Source organism: Caloramator mitchellensis, from assembly GCF_001440545.1.
Taxonomy (GTDB): Bacteria; Bacillota; Clostridia; order Clostridiales; family Caloramatoraceae; genus Caloramator; species Caloramator mitchellensis.
Window position 1 is genome coordinate 73,948 of the sequence record NZ_LKHP01000004.1, and the last position, 23,205, is coordinate 97,152.

Annotated in this window: 18 protein-coding genes; 4 read left to right on the forward strand and 14 right to left on the reverse strand. The window is 29.6% G+C overall.

The features are described 5' to 3' along the window. Window positions 1-42: 42 nt before the first annotated feature. The 11 genes from ABG79_RS04585 to ABG79_RS04635 all read right to left on the reverse strand — a co-directional run bounded on the left by ABG79_RS04585 (window position 43) and on the right by ABG79_RS04635 (window position 12,771). Entirely contained in the window at window positions 43-1,542 is a 1,500-nt protein-coding gene (locus tag ABG79_RS04585) for a bifunctional ADP-dependent NAD(P)H-hydrate dehydratase/NAD(P)H-hydrate epimerase (RefSeq protein WP_057977617.1), read from the reverse strand. A 2-nt stretch (window positions 1,543-1,544) separates the two neighbouring features. Further along, window positions 1,545-1,907 (reverse strand): holo-ACP synthase, encoded by a 363-nt coding sequence (gene acpS, locus ABG79_RS04590; RefSeq protein WP_057977618.1) that lies wholly within the window; start codon window positions 1,905-1,907, stop codon window positions 1,545-1,547. Between the two features lie 71 nt (window positions 1,908-1,978). After that, window positions 1,979-2,350, reverse strand: a complete 372-nt coding sequence (locus ABG79_RS04595) for a DUF6514 family protein (RefSeq protein WP_057977620.1) — start codon at window positions 2,348-2,350, stop codon at window positions 1,979-1,981. Window positions 2,351-2,549: 199 nt separating this feature from the next. Then, the gene (locus tag ABG79_RS04600) at window positions 2,550-2,882 is read right to left on the reverse strand and encodes a hypothetical protein (RefSeq protein ID WP_057977622.1); all 333 of its coding nucleotides are present in this window, start codon (window positions 2,880-2,882) and stop codon (window positions 2,550-2,552) included. A gap of 201 nt (window positions 2,883-3,083) precedes the next feature. Beyond that, complete coding sequence (locus tag ABG79_RS04605; RefSeq protein WP_083490336.1) at window positions 3,084-3,707, reverse strand: molybdenum cofactor guanylyltransferase; 624 nt, start codon at window positions 3,705-3,707, stop codon at window positions 3,084-3,086. 53 nt (window positions 3,708-3,760) lie between these two features. Then, entirely contained in the window at window positions 3,761-4,612 is an 852-nt protein-coding gene (locus ABG79_RS04610; protein ID WP_057977626.1) for a formate/nitrite transporter family protein, read from the reverse strand. 108 nt (window positions 4,613-4,720) lie between these two features. Then, a complete protein-coding gene (locus ABG79_RS04615) occupies window positions 4,721-4,963 on the reverse strand; it encodes a molybdopterin dinucleotide binding domain-containing protein (protein ID WP_083490337.1) in 243 nt (80 codons plus the stop codon). A 42-nt stretch (window positions 4,964-5,005) separates the two neighbouring features. Continuing rightward, on the reverse strand, window positions 5,006-8,248 hold the full coding sequence (locus ABG79_RS04620; RefSeq protein ID WP_057977630.1) for a UvrD-helicase domain-containing protein: 3,243 nt from the start codon (window positions 8,246-8,248) through the stop codon (window positions 5,006-5,008). Further along, window positions 8,230-11,244, reverse strand: coding sequence for a PD-(D/E)XK nuclease family protein (locus ABG79_RS04625; RefSeq protein WP_057977632.1), 3,015 nt, complete (start codon window positions 11,242-11,244; stop codon window positions 8,230-8,232). Before ABG79_RS04625 ends, ABG79_RS04620 begins: the two co-directional genes overlap by 19 nt. Before the next feature lie 59 nt (window positions 11,245-11,303). Continuing rightward, window positions 11,304-12,194, reverse strand: coding sequence for a hypothetical protein (locus ABG79_RS04630; protein ID WP_057977635.1), 891 nt, complete (start codon window positions 12,192-12,194; stop codon window positions 11,304-11,306). A 46-nt stretch (window positions 12,195-12,240) separates the two neighbouring features. Further along, complete coding sequence (locus ABG79_RS04635; protein WP_057977637.1) at window positions 12,241-12,771, reverse strand: hypothetical protein; 531 nt, start codon at window positions 12,769-12,771, stop codon at window positions 12,241-12,243. A gap of 204 nt (window positions 12,772-12,975) precedes the next feature. Between ABG79_RS04635 and ABG79_RS04640 the strand changes: the two genes are divergently transcribed. Further along, window positions 12,976-14,739: a M3 family oligoendopeptidase gene (locus tag ABG79_RS04640; RefSeq protein ID WP_057977639.1), complete on the forward strand. Its 1,764-nt coding sequence runs from the start codon at window positions 12,976-12,978 to the stop codon at window positions 14,737-14,739. A 40-nt stretch (window positions 14,740-14,779) separates the two neighbouring features. Here ABG79_RS04640 and safA read toward each other — a convergent pair whose 3' ends face one another. The 3 genes from safA to sfsA all read right to left on the reverse strand — a co-directional run bounded on the left by safA (window position 14,780) and on the right by sfsA (window position 19,226). After that, a complete protein-coding gene (gene safA, locus ABG79_RS04645) occupies window positions 14,780-15,388 on the reverse strand; it encodes a SafA/ExsA family spore coat assembly protein (RefSeq protein WP_057977641.1) in 609 nt (202 codons plus the stop codon). A 63-nt stretch (window positions 15,389-15,451) separates the two neighbouring features. Next, window positions 15,452-18,370, reverse strand: a complete 2,919-nt coding sequence (locus tag ABG79_RS04650) for an insulinase family protein (RefSeq protein WP_057977643.1) — start codon at window positions 18,368-18,370, stop codon at window positions 15,452-15,454. A 169-nt stretch (window positions 18,371-18,539) separates the two neighbouring features. Beyond that, window positions 18,540-19,226 carry a DNA/RNA nuclease SfsA gene (gene sfsA, locus ABG79_RS04655; RefSeq protein WP_057977645.1) on the reverse strand — a complete coding sequence of 229 codons (687 nt, stop codon included), beginning with the start codon at window positions 19,224-19,226 and terminating at the stop codon, window positions 18,540-18,542. A 157-nt stretch (window positions 19,227-19,383) separates the two neighbouring features. Between sfsA and ABG79_RS04660 the strand changes: the two genes are divergently transcribed. Genes ABG79_RS04660 through ABG79_RS04670 form a run of 3 tightly spaced genes read left to right on the forward strand, consistent with a single transcriptional unit; the run spans window position 19,384 to window position 22,946 of the window. After that, window positions 19,384-20,082: an ABC transporter ATP-binding protein gene (locus ABG79_RS04660; RefSeq protein WP_057977647.1), complete on the forward strand. Its 699-nt coding sequence runs from the start codon at window positions 19,384-19,386 to the stop codon at window positions 20,080-20,082. Next, the gene (locus ABG79_RS04665; protein ID WP_057977649.1) at window positions 20,076-22,307 is read left to right on the forward strand and encodes an ABC transporter permease; all 2,232 of its coding nucleotides are present in this window, start codon (window positions 20,076-20,078) and stop codon (window positions 22,305-22,307) included. The genes ABG79_RS04660 and ABG79_RS04665 overlap by 7 nt, the downstream gene beginning before the upstream one ends. 6 nt (window positions 22,308-22,313) lie before the next feature. Beyond that, window positions 22,314-22,946 carry a TetR/AcrR family transcriptional regulator gene (locus ABG79_RS04670; RefSeq protein WP_057977652.1) on the forward strand — a complete coding sequence of 211 codons (633 nt, stop codon included), beginning with the start codon at window positions 22,314-22,316 and terminating at the stop codon, window positions 22,944-22,946. The last annotated feature ends 259 nt before the right edge of the window (window positions 22,947-23,205 follow it).

Genomic DNA, 23,205 nt, shown 5'->3' on the forward strand with positions numbered 1-23,205 from the left:
TCACTAAATATTTATTCGAGTGGTGAAATATATATTACTAGTTCAAAATTTTAAAAATTTTCCCACATTTTCGATTATATCAGTTGCTGTTAGCCCGTATCCATATTGCTTATATGCCTCATCTCCTGCTTTGCCATGCAGAAAACTTCCTAGAATACCAGACTCAAGTAGTCCATAACCTTGACCTAACAATGAAGTTATCATCCCCGTTAATACATCGCCAGAACCTGCTGTAGCCATGCCTGGATTACCTGAAGTATTAATATACGTCTCTTCACCATTAGAAACTACTGTGCTTGAACCTTTTAAAAGAACAACACATCCATATTTGTTAGCGAAATCTTTGGCTACCTCAACTCTATTGCTGTTAATATAATCAACAGTTAAACCTGTAAGTCTTGACATCTCACCTGGATGTGGTGTAATAATTACTTTGCTATTAGCTTCGTTCAATAAACTTATATCCTCACAAATATTGTTTAGTCCATCGGCATCTAGAACAACATATCCTTTAAACTTATATAAAATATATTTAATCATTTCCAACAAGCTATGACCCTTTCCCATCCCTATGCCTATTGAAATAACGTCTGCTTTGTTAATAATATCATTTAACATATCAACTCCAATTTCTAAAAAGCCATTTTTTTCTTCACAAGGAATATTTATTATCTCTGGTATTTGTGTTGCAACTCTATCAATAATACTTTCAGGGTAAACTCCACAAACAAGACCTGAACCAGTTTTAATTGCTGCCTTTAATGCCAATATAACAGCTCCAGACATATTATAACTTCCACCAATTATATATACCTTTCCAAAATCGCCTTTATTTGTATCAAAGTTCCTTCTTTTATATATACTTAATGGGAACTTATCGTCGCAGGAAAAAGTTTTAATGTTTTGTTCGTCCATACATTTCTTAGGAATTGAAATCTTTTTTACTATAACAGCGCCACTAGCTTCTCTACCCTCGCCCAATAAATGCCCATATTTCTTGCACTCAAATGTTATTGTAATATCTGCATAAACGCATTTCCCTATGGATTTTCCATTGTCACTGTTTATTCCTGAAGGTATATCAATTGACAAGATGAATCTTCCTTGATTTATCACATCAATTATCCTTTTACTTTCTTCACTTATTTCTCCTCTTAATCCTGTTCCGAACAACGCATCTACAACTAAGTCATAATTTATCATATTGTTTTGCAAATATTCTATATCTTTTATAATGCTAAAATCCATTGTTTTTAAAATTTCATAATTGACCTTTGCATCTCCTTTAAGCTTTTTTTCATCAAAACAAAAAAACACGTCAACATCATAAGAGTGCGTTTTTAAAAGCCTTGCAACTGCAAATCCATCTCCCCCATTATTTCCTGGACCGCACACTATAGCTACTTTTCTAGGATTAAGTTTTGCAATCTCCTCAAACACTGAATGAGCTGCATTTTCCATTAGCACTATTCCAGGTATTCTGTATATTTCTATTGCTCTTAAATCTATCTGCTTCATTTCACTAGAATTTACAACAAGCATAATCATCCCTCCGCAACTGCCATCGCAATAGCGTAGTCTTTTGAATGAGAAATTGAAATGTGAATAGTTTTTATCCCCTTTTGATTTGCTATTTGAAGTGCTGCATTATGTAGTCTAACATTTGGAACAGAATTAATTTTAAGTATTTCAATATCTTTCCACGAAAAGCCGCTTATGCCAGTTCCCAATGCTTTAGAAATTGCTTCCTTGGCACAAAAATATCCAGCATAACTTTCAACATTTTTATTTTTCAAATAACTCAATTCGTTATCTGTAAATATTTTTTCCTTAAACCGCTCGCTTCTTTCTATAGCAATTTTAATTCGATCTATTTCAATAATATCAGTTCCTATTCCAATAATCATAATATCGTCCCCTTATTTAATTATATCTGAATTTGACTCAAAAAGCAAAAATATGGAGAAAAATCTCCATATTAAGCAATAGCAAATTCTTTAAATTTTTGTTTTAAAAGTTTATCAAAATCATCAACCCATTCATCTGCATAGCTTCCAAGTATATCTACAGCATGATAAGGTGAAACACTTTTATTTGCAATATAATCCAACAGGTCAACAACTTTTTCTTTATTGTTAGATAAACATTCTATGTATTCCTCATAAATGTCAACAAGTTTATCATCTTCTACTTTCTGAGACAATATTTTAATACCGTAAACTTTAACATTTACAAAAAAATCATTATAGTCGATTATCTTATCGCCTTCAGTTAAAAAGTATCTGTATAGAATTCTGTGGCAAGAATCTCCTTCAACCCAACATTGACGAATTTCATATTCATTATTCATACTCCCCACCCCGCAACAAATATTGATATGTTTACATTTTATCAGACGGGGTGTCAAAAAAATGTTGATTTATAGCATATTATTTTCTAAATATTTAGCTACTAATCGACATAATATAATTATATGATTCTATTTTTTATTTTAAATAGCTATTTTTGTTATCGATAGTTGTCAATTTATTTAGTCATGTGTCGCAAATTTATCTTATATTCAAATAAACTTCAAGATGACTTCTCATACCTTCTGAAAGCTCTCTATTAATTGTATTTATAAATATTTTGTTACCTTCCACTTGGAACTGAAAATCCTTATATCCTTCTTTAGTTAAATAAGCTGTTATATCTTCAGGTTTTTCATTTTGCGTAATCAAAACCTTTTCTCCTATAAATTCCCCATCAACATAAACCTCGTAGTTATCATGCTCTATTTTAGTATTAGAAAGCCCAATATCCCTAAATGGAAAAACTAACGGCTGAAATACATTGTTGTTAGTCATTCCTAATTTTGCATCCTTATCATTACTCTTACCCATACAAATACCCCCAGCTTCTTTTTATTTATTTTTCCCCCTTTAATTATTTATATTCATCCTTTCTCCTCTTACAAAACCTATTAAAACTATGTTTAATGTTTTTGCAATGTCAATTGCAATGTTTACGTATATATTAAGGGTTTTCCGACAACCACAGTATCTTCAAATTCGTTGAATTATCATTTAATAAACTTTTTTATTTTATAATTTTTTATTATCTCTATAATACTCAACCCTTCTAAATCTTTTAAATAATACTTCTAAATCTTTTTGATAATTCAAATTAAAAAACATATCTAAATCTGCTGAAAATTTTTTTGCTTCCTTCTCTTCTATAGCATAATAATTTGATTCTTTAATTACATCAAATAATTTGTAGTTTTCTCTTTCTATGTTTTTTTTAAAAATTTCAATCATATCTTTAGAATAAAAGGCAAATAAAGGCTCTATCCATTCACCTTTTTTAGTTATTAAACAATCACATTTTTTATTAATCAATATATTCTTCATATAATTAATATAATCGATATTAACAAATGGCATGTCACAAGCAGTTACAAACACATATTTTGAAGTTGACTTTAGTAATGCTGTATATATTGCTCCTGCAGGTCCACATCCTAAATACACATCCACAAAAATTTTTTCATAATCAAATCTTTTTAAATCATTAACTATATATATTACATCCGCAAATTCTTTTAACAATTCATCTTTAATCAAATCTATAATAAACTTTCCATCTATAATCAATCTGCTTTTATCATATCTCATCCTACTGCTCTTCCCCCCGCAAAGAATAGCAGCAGAGTTGAAAAGTTCCATAAAAAAATTCTCCTTTCAAAATAGGGATGTAGTAAATCTACATCCCTATAATTTCATGCTGACATTGATATCTTTTCTTTTTTGTATTGTGGAACTTTATATAGATAATAATATGCCAATCCTACAAATATTCCACCACCAATAATGTTTCCTAATGTAACAGGAATTAAATTTGAAATTATATGCGTAGCATTTATTTTATCCAACTTGTCTGCAGTAATATTTAGAGCTTCCGCATATGCTGGATTTAGTTTTGCTAAAATTCCTGCTGAGAAATAATACATATTCGCTACGCTGTGTTCGTAACCACTAATAACAAATGCCATTATAGGAAACCAAATTGCAAATATTTTTGATACTATATCCTTTGCAGCGTATGATGCCCAAACAGCAAGGCAAACAAGCACGTTACATAATATTCCACTAATCAAGGCCTTATAAAACGGCAGGCCCGCCTTATAAGCAGCAACTTTTAGTGCATATCCTCCTATTTTACCACCATTAGCATCAAATGTGCCGCTTGCAAATGCAAAATAAGCAACTAAAAATGCACCTATCATGTTCGTAAAATAAACTATACCCCAGTTCCTAAGAACCTGTGATAATGAAATCTTACCATCTTTGTTAGCAACGAGTAGTAGTGTGTTCCCTGTGAATAATTCTCCACCGCATATTATGACCATCATAAGTCCTACAGGGAAAACCGCCCCTGCAATAAATTTAGATAAACCATAGTTTTCAACACTATGTGAAGCTATAGCTGCAGCAACAGCCCCAACTGCAATATATGCACCAGCCAATATACCACCAATTACTGTTTGTATAGTTTCAGACTTTGCCTTTTTTATACCTATATTTATAGCGTCATCAACCATTTCTGGTGGCGTTATCATTCTTCTTTCCATATTTAATCCCCTTTCCTTTAATATATAGTGATTTTTGATAAATGCAGTACCTCCACAGTTATACTAACGTTATTTTTACTGCACACACCCTTAATTCTGGTTCCTTTCTTACCTCATTAACTGCTGTATTGGTAAGTATATTTGCACTTCCTTCAGCATAATGGAATGGCATAAAAAAACACCTTCATCTACTATATCGGTTACTCGAGCCTTGACTTTAATTTCTCCTCTTCTTGATTCTACCTTAACCATAGCCAAATCTTCAATACCAAATTTTTTAGCATCTAAAGTATTTATTTCCACATAGCTCTCTCCAGCAATTTTCATCAAGCCTTCATTTTTTCCCATCATAGTCGTTGTAGTCGTTTAGTATCTTGCCTTGTACTACATGCATTAAACAAGGCAAATCTTACTATACTTACAGTTTTCACTACACTTACCTTTTTGAAAGACTTCAAATTTCGAACTATTATCTATAAATTCAAATGTTTTAATTAATTCATCAGTAATCTTTTTTCTTTCATCGTTTGTTATTTTTATATCAATATACTCACCTATATCCAATAAATATAAATACATTCCTAATATTTCTATATCCTTATATATGTTATTAAAAATTTTATTGAAGCCAAACTCATAAGCTGCAAATTGCGGTTTATAATACTCAATAACTCTTTTTTTATCTTCTTCATTATTAATTTTATTTGTTTTATAATCAATTATTATAGCTTTATACTTATCCCCTACCTCCAGTATATCCACTCTATCCATTATTCCAAATAGAGACATGGTGCTGTTTGAAAGTGGCACTCTAAACTGTAATTCTGTTTCACTTTTTATTCTTTGACCTTGTATATTCTTATAAAGTTTATTTTCTATGATATAAAAATTATCTATATATCTTTTAATTTCAAAATCATAATCGTCTAGATTAATATCCCTATTTCTTACTATATTCTCAAGTATGCTATGAACAATATTCCCCCTTAAAGAAGCTTTGAGTTGTTTGGTCTTTATTCTTTCATCTTCTTCGTATTCAGTTTCATCGATTAAATAATCTTCATCTAATTTAGCAATATATTTAAAATAATACTTCCTTGGACATTCCATAAAACTCAGGTATCTTGAAACACTTGCTATAAACTTTGATTTGTAATCAAAGCTGTGGTCTATCCTAGTTTTAATTTCATTTAAATCTACATCTTCTAGGCTTTCAGTCTCACCTGCAATTTTCATTTTTAAATAGTTATCAAAGTCTAAAGTTTTATTTGATAATTCCTCTAAATTGTTTTTCATCAAAGAAGTTATTAAGCTTTCCTTTTTATCTTCGGAAGCTTTATAACCAGAAAAGCAAAGATATCTAATAGCACGAGTTGCTGCAACATAAAGAAGTCTTATTGCCTCTTCCTTTTCTTCTTCATATTTTTTATTTACGAGATAGTCAAAAAGACTAGTCGCAAGTCCATCAATTTTATGTTCAACAACTATTCCATACTTTTGTATATTCCCATTAGCATCTATAATACCTGTGGCATCGAAGATAATCCTTCTTTTGTTTTTCTTAAAAAGCTCCTTTTCAAGTGCTGGAACAAATACTACTTCAAATTCTAGTCCCTTTGATGCATGGACAGTCATTATTTTTACAGCATTGCTCTCCTCGGTATCTAAAAATGCCTCTCCCTCTTTTTTAGACACACTATTTAAATTTTCAATATAGTCAAGAAACTCTACAGGAGTAAATAACCCCTTTCTATCGAATTCTTTTGCTATTTCTAATAATTTTTCTATATTTCTGTATTTTTGAACTCCATTTTCGAATCCAAGCAATACCTCTTTAATGTTTAATTCTTCAATTAATATTTTCAAAAAACTATATGTGCTATAAAAATTAGCTGTATTTTTAAGAGATTCAACCTTCAAAATTGTGTTCTTTACTATCCCTTTTTCATCCGATAATATTTGAATAGCTTCTTTAAGCTTTAATCCTGATTTTATTCTCTTAAAAATATCTACTATATCATCATCTGAGACTCCGACAAATGGACTTCTTAGAATGCCTAATAGTGCAACTTCATCATTTTTTCTGTATATATATTTTAAAAAGTTAATTAAATCTATTACCTCCTGCTTTTCAAAGTAGCCAATTCCACCTAATATAGTATAGGGTATGTTACTTCTTTTCAGCTCTTCTTCATATTCTTTTAAATTGTTTCTATCCCTAAGAAGTATAGCAATATCCCTGTATTGGAACCCCTTTGAAATTAGATATGAAATTCTCTCTGCAATATATGCTGCTTCTTCGTGTATTTTAATTTCTAATTTTTCCTCTATCTTGTTTATAAAAATTCCTAATTCCTCTAAGCTAACTCTTCCTCCCTTTAACTTGTTTTTAATGTTTTTAATAGAATCATCTTGACTTTTTGATTTTTCCTTTATGTTGTCAATAAATTTATATTCAAATCGTGATAGCCCCTCTATTTTTCCTGATGTCTTTAATTCATCATAGTCAGGAATCATATTTTTAAACATCTGGTTGATTATCTCAACAAGGCTGTCATGGCTTCTGTAATTAACTGATAGAGTATGTTTTTTGCCTTTTTTTTCTATTAATTTTGTCGTTTCACTGAATACTTTATAATTAGTTCCTCTAAATGCGTAAATCGACTGTTTTATGTCTCCAACTATAAATAATTTACCATCATCTATGCTCTTATCTTCGTTTTCAACAAGATTAAGAAGTATTTTTAATTGAACATCGTTTGTGTCCTGAAATTCGTCTATCATAAAATATTTAAATCTTTGTTTAATGTTTTTCCTAACATCATCAAAATTTTCAAGCAGCTTTATCATATAAATTTCTAAATCATTAAAGTCTACTAGGTTTTCATTCTTTTTAAATTCAGAATATTTTTTATCAATAAGTTGTATCATTTTTAATATAAGTAATTGAATATTTTCATATTTTTCAATAATCTTTTCATCAATACTCTCATTATAATAACGTTTTAAACTTCCATAAGTATATGCTTCTACCTTTTCAATATCTTCTGCCTTTTCTCTTATCCTTTTGTATAATTCCTTTAAATCTGAATGTAAATCTTTTTTTATTACGTAATCAATTCCAAAAGTATCAAATAGTATTTCAAATGTTGTTTCATTATTGCTATCAGATAAAAATTCTTCAACAACCTCATCAGCAAATCGTGTTAATAATGTTTCTGCATCTACTTCTTCGATAATCTGATACATTGGTTCTAATCCCAGTTTGTAATAATATTCTCTTATAATGCTATCGCAAAAACTATGAAATGTTGATATATTAGAAAGATTTATGTCTTCCTTAATTCTTCTTAATTTGGTCCTGTCAATGTATTTATCTTCTATATTTAAAAAATGGTTTACAAGTTCTAAAACTCTACTTTTCATCTCAAGTGCAGCTTTTTTTGTAAATGTAATAGCAACAATGTCATCAACCTGGCAGTCGGTTTCAAGAAGTAATCTTAAGTATCTTCTTGTCAAAACCCTCGTTTTCCCCGAGCCTGCTCCAGCATGCAGTGCAATATTTTGGTTTATATCCAGAGCTGTAGCTTGTTCATCATTTACATCATATAAGGATTTTATTCTTTCGATATCCATAAATTCACCTTCTTACTAATCCTCTTTTTATCATAACGGCAAACACTTAAAAAGGGGCAAAAATAACTAGAAAAGGGTTTTAATGCAGGGCATTCAAATGGGAAAATAAATTCTCCCCTTTTTATTTGTTCTATTTTTTCTGCTATAAAGTTTAATCTTACATGTTCAATAGCAGTATCTAAATTAACTTCACTTAATGTGTCTGTATTCTTAGCAAAGCCCAGTGTTTCTCTTTTTTCTTCTATAATAATTCCGCTGAATTTAGGCCTTAAAAATTCTTTTTTCTTATCTTTTTTTGTATTTTCTTTCTCTATTTCCTTTAAAGTATCTTTAATTGAATAATATAATAGAGCCATGCATTTTGGTTCAAATCCATTCTTTTTAAGTTTTTCTATGGCAGCATAATAATATAAAGGGATTTGAATATCATCACCCTTTAAAATTCCTGAAAGGTTTTTGCTGCCTACTCCTCCCCTTTTATAATCATAAACAACAAAATACCCCGTAGGATTTCCATCAATAACCTCTAAGTCTATTCTATCTATTTTCCCTTTAATCCTAACTCCATCTATTAAATCATTTATTTCAAAAGGGGTTTCCAAATAATATGGTTTAAGATTACAGCTTTTTGAATACATAACATCGTTTTTAATGAACTCCTTCATATCCGTTAAAATTTCATTTATTCTTCTTCTGTTTAACATATCAGAATCAAAAATACCCTTTTTATCAACAACTTTTTTTACACAATCTTCCACCCAGGCTTCGTCATACTCTATTTCATTATTTAAAAAATAGTTATAGTATTCTTTTAATATTTCGTGATATATATTACCAATACTAACATTAGATAGTTCATCATCCTCTTCATCAAAATCAATTTCAAGTGCATTTTCAACATAAAATTTGAAAAGGCAGCTATTAAAATTATTAATTTTAGAAGCACTAAATGCATAATCTTTTCTAAACTTTTCTGCTTTTTCTTTTCCTATAAGTCCATCAAAATTTGTAAAATCCTCACTATTTCTTAAGTATTCAACATTCCTTCCTATATCATATAGCTTCAGAAAAATATTAAATTTTTCATTAAATTCATCTTTGTCTAATTCCATATATTCTGTTAAAGCATATTTTTTTGCAAATTCTTTAGAAGTAAAAATGTCCTTCATCTGCAATTCAAATCTATTTCTCATGCACCTTAGAGGAATTTTCTTGAATTCTTCCTCTAAATTCAAAGTATAAATTACCTCATCTAAAAATTGTGATTTAATAATATAAGAACCGTCCTCTTCTGATGTTCTATAACTCAAATATAGACCCTTTCTAGCGGCTGCAAAGGATAGTACAAATCTAATTTTTTCCTTGATCAGTTCAACAAAGCTGTTTCCTATGTTAATTCCATTTTTGTATAATATTTCTCTCTCCCTGGCAGTATAAATTCCGCCTATTTTAGGCACTTTGGGGAATACATCTTCATTCAATCCTAAAATAAAGACATAATCATAGGATGTACCCCTTAAAATATCTGGTGATAATATCTTTACACCATATGTTTTCTTATTCTTCAATGTAACTGTTCTTTGGAAAAGGTTATCCTTTAAAACATCAATCAATTCTTCAACCTGTAATTCTCTTTTTAAGAACTTATAAACATTCTCTAAATCTTTTAACATTTCATAGAATGCAAATAGAGCCTTAAAATCTCTTATCATTATTTCTGAAGAAATTATACCTTCCTTATAAAGATTTATTATTTTATCTTTTATTTTAAAATCATCAATAATATCCTCTATTTCCTTTTTATATTCAGAAAAATTTGCTGTAGATTTTATTTTTGATAGTTTATTTTTTATTTCTTCAATATTTCTTTCTATTTGAGAATGGAATAAATATGGGCTTGATAAAACATATTCTTCTCTTTTTATGTCATGAGAATTTAGCCTTAAACTCAAAATGCTGAAAATTGATTTTATCAATGGGATATTGGATAGCCTTTCATAATCGCCTAAAATAACGGGTAAGTCAAATTCATTAAAAACATCTAAAATATAATCCTCATATTCTTCTAAATTACTAACTACTATTGCTATTTTGTCTAAATCTATCTTCTCGTTTAAAGATATCCTCTTAATATTTTTAGCTGCTTGTCTAACTTCATCCTCTATGCAGGGTGCATTGAATATATTTATTCCATTAACTTTGCTATTCAGTCTATCAAAAGAAAAAAGTTGCTGAGCAAGCCTTTTAAATTGGGTATCTTCAAAATAGTCAACATCAACTATTTTAAATTCAAGTTCTGATTCCAGTTTTAATATTTCATCTTTAATAAAATCATTAATTATTTTTGTCCTTAATGGAACATGAAGTAAAAATTCTATAAAAGGATTAGACTCTTTTATAGCCCTTAATAGTGCCTTTTCGTTTTCAAATATATCAACATAACCGTCTAAAACGAATAATTCTACATCCCTGAAATAGTCGCTCCTGCCCGTATTAGTTTCAGCAACTTTTATCAAGTCCTCCATATCAAGTATATCTAGTTCTTTAAGCTGCTCCTGGTATTTACTGTAAATTCTATAAACATCCTCTGTTTTGGCTTTTATATCATCATCATTTAAATTATTAATTTTATTCCTGAATTCATCAGGGCTAAGATTTTCTTTTTTTATTCTTCTAATAGTATTTAATATGCTAGTTATGAAGCCCTTTTTCAGACCCACTTTTTCGAAATATTTAATTTGCTTATTCTTTATTAATTCGCTTATTATATTTTCAAAGATTATCTCAGATGCATCGACTGAAATTAATTCTTTGTTCTCAACAAATGGTTCAGCAATGCCTCTTGCAAGATCGTCAAATGTAATTACTTCTATATATATAAGTCCGCCTAATTTTTCAATTATTTTTTCCCTTACAAAATTAATTAGTTCTCTTGATGGTGCAACATATATAACTCTTTTTCCCCTCTTAATAACTTCAATACATTTTTCAAACATAAAACCACCCTCCAATCTTTATTTTAATACAACTGGAAGGTGGTTTCAAAAATTATTTCTTACTTAATGCTATCTATTACAATTTGTCTAAATTTATCAGCATCATTAGTTATCTTATCATTATTATTTTGCAAAATATCAATGTAATCCTTTATTATTTCGGTTACGCCACTAACCTTATATGACTTTATAACTTGTATATATGTGTTTTTAACATCCTTCAGTATCAAACCATCTTCATTGAATATAGGAGTATTGTCTACTCCATACAATATAAACCCTAAATATTTTTTATATAATTGCTTTATTTCATTGATTTTAGCTGAATTAGGGTAATTTTTGATAAATCTTTCTTGGTTTATTGCTCTTTCGATTACTTCGTTCCATCCAATTATCAGTGCTGCATCTTTAGCTGGGACTTTAGTGGATTCAAGTGACATTATGTTTATATATTCCTTTATATCATCAGTCACATAAGAACTATATTTTTTATATGACTCATAATCAATTATTGGGAAAAAATAGCCTTCTGCTGTTTCAATCCTATATCCCTCAGTTGTCGTCTCTAATATTAGTTTTTTTAATTCCTCATCTTGTAAATCTTTAATATTATTAATGTCGAAGCCCGAACCATAAAGTTTAATAAATCTTTCTTGAAAATCTTTAGAATAAAATTTTTCTTCTAATAATGCCAATTTCTTTTCTTGTTCTTTTTCTAGCATGTTAATCATTTTAGATGCATTTTCCCTTGACACAAGAGATATATTACTATTGATAAAATCAATAACTTTATCCATTTTATTTCCATTTTGAATAATTTTATCTAGTTGTTCCATAATTTCTGTTTCTTGTTTAATTTCTTCTTTATCACTTACACCATTAGCGCATCCTACTTGTAATACTATAAAAAAAATCAACATTAAATTAATAATTCTTTTTTTATTTATCATTTTTATATCCCCATCCCTATAATTTAAAATAGCATCTTTCTTTAATTTATTTAATTATTGCATATTCACCTAAAACAACATCATCAATTAGCCAGCAATTATTTATTTTTTTGACCTTTAGAGTTATTGCCCTTTTTGCTGCTATTTCGCCAGTTTCTTTTTCTACACTTGTAATTTCAATAATTTCCCCATTTACTTCATACGTGCATTCATCTATTTTATTAATGCTTCTTATTTCAATCCTGTCAGGCCAGGGGCTTGAGGTTAATCTTCCTGGAGCATTTAAAGGATCATTAATCCATTTTTCTATAAGTGCTTCAGTGACGTAATTTCCGTAATTTTCCTTCATGCTCTTTATTAGTATATCCTTAGGGGCAAGAAGGGGAACATATTGCAGTTTTTTACCAAAGCTTTCAACTAAATCCTTAATAATTTTATTTTGTGACTGTTCATTTTTATTTATTTCTACTTTATATTTATCTATTCTATTACTCTTAGCCACATATATTCCATTTAATGAAACATATAAGCCAACAATTATTAACAAACTAATTATAAAAGTTAATATTTTTTTCACTATAACACCTCCATTAATTTATTCTAATGATTAGACGATATATTATTTACTTTTGTTGCTGATTCAATAAATTTTTTATATGTCATCTCTATTAGTTTTATCCTTGAAATCAAAATATATTCTTTGTGTAATTTTTATCCTTGACCTAAAATTTCTTTTAATTTACAATAAAATTGTTAATATTTGTAAAGTGAGGGGATAAACATGAGATGGTCACTTGATAGCCTTTACACGTCATTTGACAGCCATGAGTTTAAAAGGGATAATGATATGGTAGTTTCAATGATTTCAGATTTAAAAAGTTGGACAAAAGAGAATCTTGCTACACTAGAAAATGCTAGAGAAAAAATTGAATACTTTATAAAATTCCAAAATACACTAGGAGATATGGTTTATAAGATAATGGCTTATTCTGAACTTTCCCTTAGTGTAAATGCAAAGGATGAAAAAGCTCTTCAGGCTGTTGAGAAAATCGAAAATGTAGTAACAGAAATGACTGAACCAGAAGTAATATTTAAAAAATGGCTTACTAATATACAAAATATAGATGAAGTAATTAATTCATCTGAATATCTTAAGGAACATGAATTTCATATTAGAGAATCACTTCAACAGGCTAAACATATGCTATCGGATGAACAGGAAGTGATTATTTCCAAAATGAAGAATACCGGCTCAAATGCATGGTCAAAACTACAGGAGTTTTTAACATCTACACATCTTGTAGATATCAGCTTAAATGGTGAAGATAAAAAATTACCTTTACCAGTTGTAAGAAATATGGCCTTTAATGAAGATTCGTATATCAGAAAAACTGCATATTTCGCTGAATTAAAATCCTATAGAAAAATAGAAAATTCATCTGCAGCCGCCCTTAATGGAATTAAAGGTGAAGTTATCACCCTTGCAAAACTAAGAGGATTTTCATCTCCACTTGAAATGACTTTAGAACATAGCAGAATGGATAAAGAAACACTTGATGCTATGCTGGATGCCATAAAAGACAGCTTACCTGAATTCAGAAGATATCTTAAGAAAAAAGCTGAAGTTTTAGGCCATAAAAATGGTCTTCCATTCTACGATTTATTTGCTCCCATAGCAAAGGTTGAAATGAAATATTCATATGATGAGGCAAGAAAATTTATAGTTAAAAACTTTAAATCATTTAGTAATAAACTTTCAGACTTTGTAGACAATGCTTCCGAAAATAAATGGATTGATGCTGAACCAAGGGAAGGGAAAAGAGGTGGAGCCTTCTGCTATAATCTTCATCCAATAAAGGAGAGCAGGATTCTTGCTAATTTCGATGGAAGTTTCTCCAACGTTACAACACTTGCCCACGAACTTGGTCATGCTTATCACGGCAATTGCCTAATGAACGAAACGCTTGCTAATTCGCATTATCCAATGCCGATAGCAGAAACTGCATCTATTTTTAGTGAAAATTTAATTATAGAAGCAGCATTAAATATAGCAACCAAAGAAGAAAAAATAGCTATACTTGAAAATTCTCTGCAGAGCTCAACACAAACGATTGTTGATATTTATTCAAGATTCTTATTTGAAGATGAAGTGTTTAAAAGAAGAGCAGAACATTCTTTATCAGTTGATGAACTAAAAGAAATAATGTTAAATGCTCAAAAAGCTGCATATGGTGATGCACTTGATTCAAATTATATGCATCCATATATGTGGATTAATAAACCTCACTATTATTATGCAGATTCAAATTATTACAATTTCCCATATGCCTTTGGAGAATTATTTGTCAGGGGCTTACTATCAGAATACAGAAAACGTGGTGAAAGTTTTGTAGAAGATTATAATAAGCTGTTATCATTGACAGGTAAGAACAATCTTTATGAGTTAGGAAAGATAATGGGATTTGATTTGCATTCAGTTGATTTCTGGAAAACATCACTTAATATGATTAAAGAAGAAATTGATGAGTTAATCTCACTTCTGTAATCGCATTCAAAGGGGCTGATTTAAAGCAGCCCCTTTAAATTTATATAGGCTTAATAAACATTTGTGTCCAATAGCATCTACCAGCTTTGTCTTTTGCTAGTCCAACACCTATTTGAGTATAAGTTGGATTTAGAATATTGCTTCTATGGCCTGGTGAGTTCATCCATGCGTTCATTACCTCTTGGGGTGTTCTTTGTCCCATTGCAATATTCTCACCAGCAGCTGAAAACTTAATTCCAAAGGATTCAATCATCTGGAAAGGCGAACCATAGGTTGGTGAAATATGAGAAAAATAATTTTTATTTATCATATCTTGGGATTTATACCTCGCTATTCTTGAAAGCTGCCAGTTTTCTTTTAATGCCGGAAGTCCAACCTTAGCTCTTTCAATATTAACTAACCTAACAACTTCGCTTTCTATTGCCTTTGTTTCAATTACCGGTATTTTGATCTTTTGCCCCGGATAAATAAGGGCTGGATTTTTAATTTCTGGATTAGCAGAAATTATTTCCGAAATACCTACTTGGTATTTTTGAGCAATCTTCCACATGCTGTCTCCTGGTTGAACAGTATAATAGGTTTCCTGAGCAAAAACTGTAGAAGTAATTAGTAATAAACAAAAGATTATTAGTTTTATTTTTCTAGACATAAAAATCACCTCTACCATTTATTTTTAGTAGAGGCTTTATTTTTATTCCTAATATTTTTTACATTATTCAAATACCTTAACCAATTTATTAAATATATTTTCATTTTCCCTTATTTTATTTTCATTTCCAAGAACACAAATATATTCTTGTTTTAGCATTTCTGAGAGCATTTCCTTTGCTTCCTTAATTGTGTCTAGAGTCGAATCTAAAACTTCTTCTCTCTCCCTTTGAATATCATCATATGTTATGCCTCTCATATATTGCTCATCTGAAACTCTGCCCTTCATAAAAGGATTTAATGGATAATCATATTTGCTCATCGTTCCAATTATATATTTTGTCATTTCCCTTTCGTCTACTTCTATAGTTTCAATATATTTAGGAACATCATCATATGCTCTTAAAGTTTCTTTAATATTTGGGTCTCTGTAGGATGCAAAATTTATAGTTCCATTTCTCTCTATATTCATAAAACATCCATAAGCACCGCCCTGAACTCTAACTTTATTCCATAGATAATCAAGGCTTATTATAGTTCTTAAAACCTGCATTGCACCATTATAGTTATATCCTAATTTCCTATAGTTATACCCTTTCGCAACATATTGAACGTTTGCTTGAGTTAAAAGTCCTTCATTGTCTTTTGATACTGTCAAATCATAGTTTGCTTTGACCAAATTATCCTTTTTCAGGTCACTTAGGACAAAGTGAATATTTTCAGTATATAAATTCTCATCCTTTTCTTCACATGTTAAACTTAACAATAAGTTGTTTATATTAAATATAGCATCCTTTACCTTGTTTAAATTATGAATCAATTCATCCTGCATATTTTCATAATTTTTCTCAATATTTGCGATAACTTTATAGAATTCAATTCCTGTCATAATCTCATTTATTTTCCCTGCTTTTGATATATAAGATGATAATCTCTTTAATGCAACTGTATGTCCCTTCTCAATTATTGCCATTTCAAGTCTTGACTTCGTCTGCTGAATTATCTCCCTTATCTTTTTACTGTTGTCAAACTTTGATTTATTAATAATCTCTCCAACAAGTTCAAGCATCTTAGGCAACTTATCCATCAGTGACTTTGATTCTACAACAAGGATAGGCTTGAATTCATCAATATTATCTATCCTTTCAACCATTTGTGGATATATTTTTATGCCACCTATATTTATATCTATCTCTTTTGCTAGTTCTTCATAGGTATAGTTTTCGGTATCTACCTTTCCAAGTAAATTAGCAAGCAGTGAGACATATGGCAGCAGATTAACATCTATTTTATCAAGGTCGAAATAAAAATTAGTATAAGCAATCTTATTAGTAAATACAGGGTGATACAAATATTTAACTCCATCAACGTTCTTTTCAGACATAGGCAATTTTTCAGCTTTTCTATCAATATCCTTTATTGACAGTAGCGGAATAGTTTCAAGGGCTTCCTTTGAATCAGGAGTCTCTTGCCTTTTTAATAAGTTTTTAGTATTGTCAATTATTTTTTGTATTTCTTCATCAGTCATTGATTTTTTTATCTCTTGCAATTTTTCCTTTAATGTTCTTTCCTTTTCGTCTAACAATCCCTTTTTGGGCTTTAAAATAAGGACAGACGCATGTTTATTGTTTAGTAAATACTTTTCTATTAAATCTTCAAAATATCTTTCTGTAAGTGCTTTTTTAATGTTTTGCAACGGCACATCATATTCAAGGTAAGCAGTTGGATGCCCATCATATAGCCAGCTATTCATAAGTTTAATTCCGAATAAAAGTCCCTTTGGAGCAGAATCATGCTCCGCCTCCCTCATTTCAAATTCCTTTTTATTAATAGAAGCCTCAATTAGTTTCTTGTCTATTCCATCCCTAACAAGATTTTTTAATGTACTAAATACAACTTCTTTAAACTTTTCCTTTTTATCTATTTCTGAGCCCTTTACAATTATGCTAAACATTGGCTGTAGTATGCTTCCTTCATAACTTCCAAATACATCTTTCCCAAGTCCTGCATCAATAAGAGCTTTTTTCAGAGGTGAAGCAAATGTTCCAAGAAGAATGTGTTCTAAAATTTCAAGAGCTGTTGACTCCTCTACGTTACGTGCATCACCCATAGCAAAGTTTAAACTTAAAAAGGTCTTTTCCCTTTCATCATCATCCTTTGCAATAGGATACTCCATCTCAATTTCTTTTATTTCTTCAAAAGGTGGTTGAACTTCAATTTCTGAATATACTTCAGTCCTTTCAAATTCCTTTAAATAGTTATCGATAAATTCCAATTCCTTTTCAACGTCTCCATTGCCATATAAATATATATAACTATTTGATGGATGATAGAATTTTTTGTGAAAGTCTATAAATTCTTCATATGTAAGCTCAGGTATATGGTCTGGGTCTCCTCCCGACTCTACTCCGTAAGTTGTATCTGGATAGAGTGTTTCGCTTATTCTCCTAAAAAGTATCGCCTCTGGAGATGAAAAGGCACCCTTCATTTCGTTATAAACAACTCCCCTATATACCAATTCATCCTCTTTATTTAATAGCTCATAGTGCCATCCTTCCTGCATCAATATTTCAGGAGATTGATAAATATTAGGATAAAAAACAGCATCAAGGTAAACATCCATCAGATTAAAAAAGTCCTTTTCATTTTTGCTTGCCACCGGATACATTGTTTTGTCAGGATAAGTCATTGCATTTAAAAATGTCTGAAGGGAGCCCTTTATTAATTCTACGAAAGGTTCCTTTACAGGGAACTTTCTTGAACCACAAAGAACCGAGTGTTCAATTATGTGTGGAACACCTGTGCTGTCGCTTGGAGGAGTCCTGAAGGAAATGGAAAAAACCTTATTGTCGTCTTCATTTTGAATTTTCAAAAGCCTTGCACCGGTTTTTTCATGCTCAAATATGTATGCCTTTGAATTTATTTCTTTAATATCCCTTATTTCATAAAGCCTAAAGCCCTTATAAATATTATTTACTTCCATACTATCCCTCCTGCTTATTTTTTAATATTATATGTATATCGTAATTTATTTATAAAGTTTTATTTAATGTATCCTTATGCCAGTTTTTGACTTTTTCTTTCAAATATTATATCACCAAATAATTCCACATATCAATGCGTTATTTCTCTATTCAACATCATTTAATAATTCATATTTTTATGTCAATTTTCTCTTTAATGCTTATTTCTTCTAAGCTAATATTACACCCATAAGCTAAGATTTCTACGCCTTTTTTATTTGCAGCACTCAATACTTTTGCAAATTCTTCATCAATTTCCCAATAAGGCTCAAATCTAATTGCATAATCCATAAATGCTATAAAAATTATCTTAGCTTTATATCCCATTTCAGCAGCCTTTATAAGTTCATAAATATGCTTCCTCCCCCTTTCCGTAGGCGCATCTGGAAATTTCGCAATTCCATCTTCTTCGAACGTAGCACATTTAACTTCTATAAATGCCTTTTCATTTCCGTCTATATATAAATCAAATTTACTATTATAGAAGATAACTTCTCTTTTTAAAATTCCTTCACCTAAATACAATGCACCTTCTTTAATAGCCTCCTCCACTACTCTATTTGCTAATGCTGAATTTATGCAAATCAATTTGTTATTTTTTTCAACAAACATTAATGTGTATTGATGTTTTCTTTTATAACTATTACTTTTTAGTAAATAAACTACTACATTAGTCACTAAAAGTTCCCTAAGTCTCCCTGTATTAGGGACATGAACAATTATTTCCTCATTATTCAATAAAACTTTTGCCTCAAACCTGTTAATTCTTTCGATAAAAATTGCTTTAACCTTCTCTCCAATTATTTTATATCCCAAAATCATTACCTCCCAAAAAGTATTAATAACTTCTATGATAATACAACAACTCAAGAAGTCAAGAAATCAAGTGAATGTCACCAAACAGCTTGCAATTTTACAATAAAAGGTATATAATATAATTGACCAGATGGTCAAAATAAAAAGGGGTGATAGGATGTTTATACAGTTAAAAAATGTTAACAAGAAATATACAAACGGTAAAAATGTAATTTTTTCTTTAAACAATTTGAATCTTGAGGTTAAAAAGGGGGAAATAGTAACAGTTCTTGGACCCTCTGGTTCAGGAAAATCTACTCTTCTTAATTTAATTGGCGGAATTGACAGGGCTGATAATGGCGATATTGTAATTGAAAATACCAATTTAACAAAAATAAGCGATAAAGAGCTTACAAAATACAGAAGGGACAAAATAGGTTTCATTTTTCAATTTTATAATTTGATTCCTAATCTAAATGTTTATGAAAATGTTGAAGTCTCTACTAACATAAGCAAAAATGCAATAAGCATTGAAAAGGTTTTAAAAGATGTCGATATGTTTGATAAAAAGGAAAAATTCCCTCAGGAATTAAGCGGTGGAGAGCAACAGAGAGTTTCAATCGCAAGAGCACTTGCTAAAAATCCTGAGATACTGCTTTGCGATGAACCTACTGGAGCACTTGATTATAAAAATGCCAAGGAAATATTAAATTTGCTTGAAAAGATTAATAAGGAATATAATACGACAATTTTTATTGTAACTCATAATAATGCTATAAGCTCTATGGCAGATAGAATTGTAAGGTTAAGAAGCGGCGAAATTGTTGAGGATAAAATAAATACAGCCAAAATTCCTGCTGAAGGAGTTGAATGGTAATGATTTTAAATAAAAGAGTGTTTAGAGTTTTAATAAGCCAAAAGGCTGTTTATCTGGGTTCTACAATACTTGTAATGTTAAGTTCGATGCTTTTTGCGAATTTAAAAATTGCAATGGGAAATGTAGAAAGAAACTTAAATCTTTTCCTTGAAAAAAGCAAAGTTGAGAGTGTTAAAACAATTGTTCAAAAACCGATAACTAATTTTTCTGAACTCGAACAGAAATATAATGTCATAATAGAATCAAGAAAGCAATTTGACTATAATCTTGATGAAAACACCACAATAAGAGTATTCGAGAAGACTACAAAAGTTGACATTCCTCATATTGTTGAAGGCAGAGATATTAATAATAAATATGAAATTCTATTAGAACCAAATTTTGCAAAAACAAACAACTTTAAGATAGGTGACACAATTAAAATATTGAATAGAAACTTTACAATTGCAGGTTATTTTGCAATGCCTGATTACATTTATCCTCTTAAATCCGAAAGTGATTTAATGGTTAATTACAATATTTTTGGAACAGCAGTTATTTCAAAACAAGCCATTGAAGAAATGGGAGTTAAAGGCCTTAGCTATTATTTAATTAGATATAACGATGAAAATTCAAGTAAAATTAAAGAATACCTTGGCAAGAATAACTTCGTTGTATTTTGGCAGGAAATAAAAGATAACCCAAGGTTTAATTTTGTTGAAGCAAAATTAATGGGTTCAGCAAAAATGTCTTCTGCTCTACCTTCAATGATATTGCTCTTAACTTCCCTTTTAGTATCTGTTGTGATGTGGAGAATGATAAAGACTGAATTTAGTTTGATTGGAACATTATACGCCCTTGGATATACAAAAAAGGAAATACTCCTTCATTATTTATCATTTGCAAATATCATTGCACTTGTTGGGGGTATTTTAGGAACGATTTTAGGATTATTCCTTGTAAAACCTTTAACAGAATTTTTTACATTCTATTTCAACATTCCAATAATTGAAAATAGATTTGATTACAAGTATATTGCTGGTAGTTTGTTTATACCTTATTTGTTTATTATTCCAGCAATGTTATTTGTTATATTTAAAGCTCTAAGGTATTCTCCTGTTAAATTGATGAGGGGCAATACTGAGAAAATAAAAATAGGATTGTTTGAGAAAAAATTAAAGCTTAATAAAATAAAATTCCCATTTAAATTCAAAATAAGGGAGATGGCAAGAAGCATACCTAGACTACTTGTCCTAGTTTTTGGTATTACAATAGCTTCAATGTTCCTGCTACTTGGTTTCCTATACAAAAATTCATTTGACTATTTACTTAATCAGAGTATGGCTGAGGTATTTAAATTCAACTATAATTATGTTTTAAGAACAAATGAAACAGCAAACTTATATGGCGGTGAAGAATATAATTTCTCAGTTTTTAAAGTTGAAGGAAAAGTTGAAAATTTTGTTGCTTTTGGATTAAGAACTGATTCAAGGCTAATAAATCTAGTTGACAAAAATGGAGAAAGTATCTCGAAAAATTATACAATAATTACAAGACCGCTCGCAAATACTCTTAAGATATCTGAAGGTGATACAATAACTATTACAAATAAATTCAGCAATGAAAAGTTTGATGTAAAAATTGATAAAATTGCAGAGGTTTATACCGGTAATAATATTTACATGCCTATTGCAAAACTAAACAAATTAATGAATTATAAAGAAAATTCATTTAGCGGAATTTTTTCAGAGAACAAATTAAATATTCCTGAAGAAAAAATATTCAAATTAGAAACTAAGGATGAACTAAATGAAGCATTTAAAGCTATTTTAAATCCTCTTAAAGCTATGCTGGGCATAGTGGCATTTGTTGCCTTCTTCATCGCTTTAATCGTTATTTATGTAATCACTGGTCTATCTATTGAAGAGAACAAGACAAATATCTCGATGTTTAAAATTTTTGGATATACAAACAAAGAAATAAATGATTTAATTTTGAATACCGCTACAATTCCAGTTGCAATAGGATTTATAATTGCAATACCGGTTCTATTGAGAACAATGGACGCTCTTTTAAATGGTTTTGCCCAAAACATTGATTTTGCATTTCCTTTAAAACTTAATTTAGTATCTATTATTTTAGGATTTGTTATATTGTTTTTAACCTATGAGATATCGAAGTTCTTCTCAAAGAAAAATATATATAAAATACCAATGTCTGAGGCTCTGAAAATGCAAAGGGAGTAGATTAGCTTGAAAAAATTCGAAAAACTTTCAGAAGAAAAAAAGCAAAAAATATTACAGTCAGCTTTGATCGAGTTTTCAACTTATGGATATGAAAATGCTTCAACAAATAGGATTGTCGAAAGGGCAGAAATATCAAAGGGTGCTCTATTTCACTATTTTAAAAGCAAAAAAGGATTATATCTATATTTGATAGACTATGTTATTCCACTTCTTTATGATGAGTTTTATAGACAAGCAAACATGACTATTACCAATTTCTTCGAAAGAATAAAAAACTGGCAAGCTGCAAAGTTAAACATTATGGATAAAATGTCCCTTGAAACAAAATTCCTAATTAAAGCGTTTACAAACATTCCAAAGGAAGTTAAAGATGATGTGTTAACAAGGTATGCTAAATATACCCAGGATGGTTTCAAGATGCTTTTTGAAAATATAGATTTTTCTATGTTTAAGGAAGATATAGATAAAAACAAGGCGATTGAAACAATTGTTTGGACATTAGAGAGCTATGGAAACAAATATATGAAGGAAAATGTTGATTCGCAAGGTAATATAGTAATAAATAAAGAAAAGATATTATCCGAAATCGAAGCTTACCTTAATATATTAAAATTTGGAATAGCTAAGCCCCATGAATAATTTCATGGGGCTTAATTTATAAATATAAAATTTTTCACTGTGTCCAAAATGTTGGGAAATTTCATTCCCAATTACAGCAACTGCTATTTTCATAAAATCACCTCTTTTAAATCATTTTGGGTATATGCCCATTATTATTATATATCTATTTTTTATATTTTGCAATAGTATTAATAATATGTAATGATTATTGACATATGCCCATTATTTTCGTATAATTTAAGTTGTTTGTTGAAAACTAGTAATTAGGGGAGGTTTG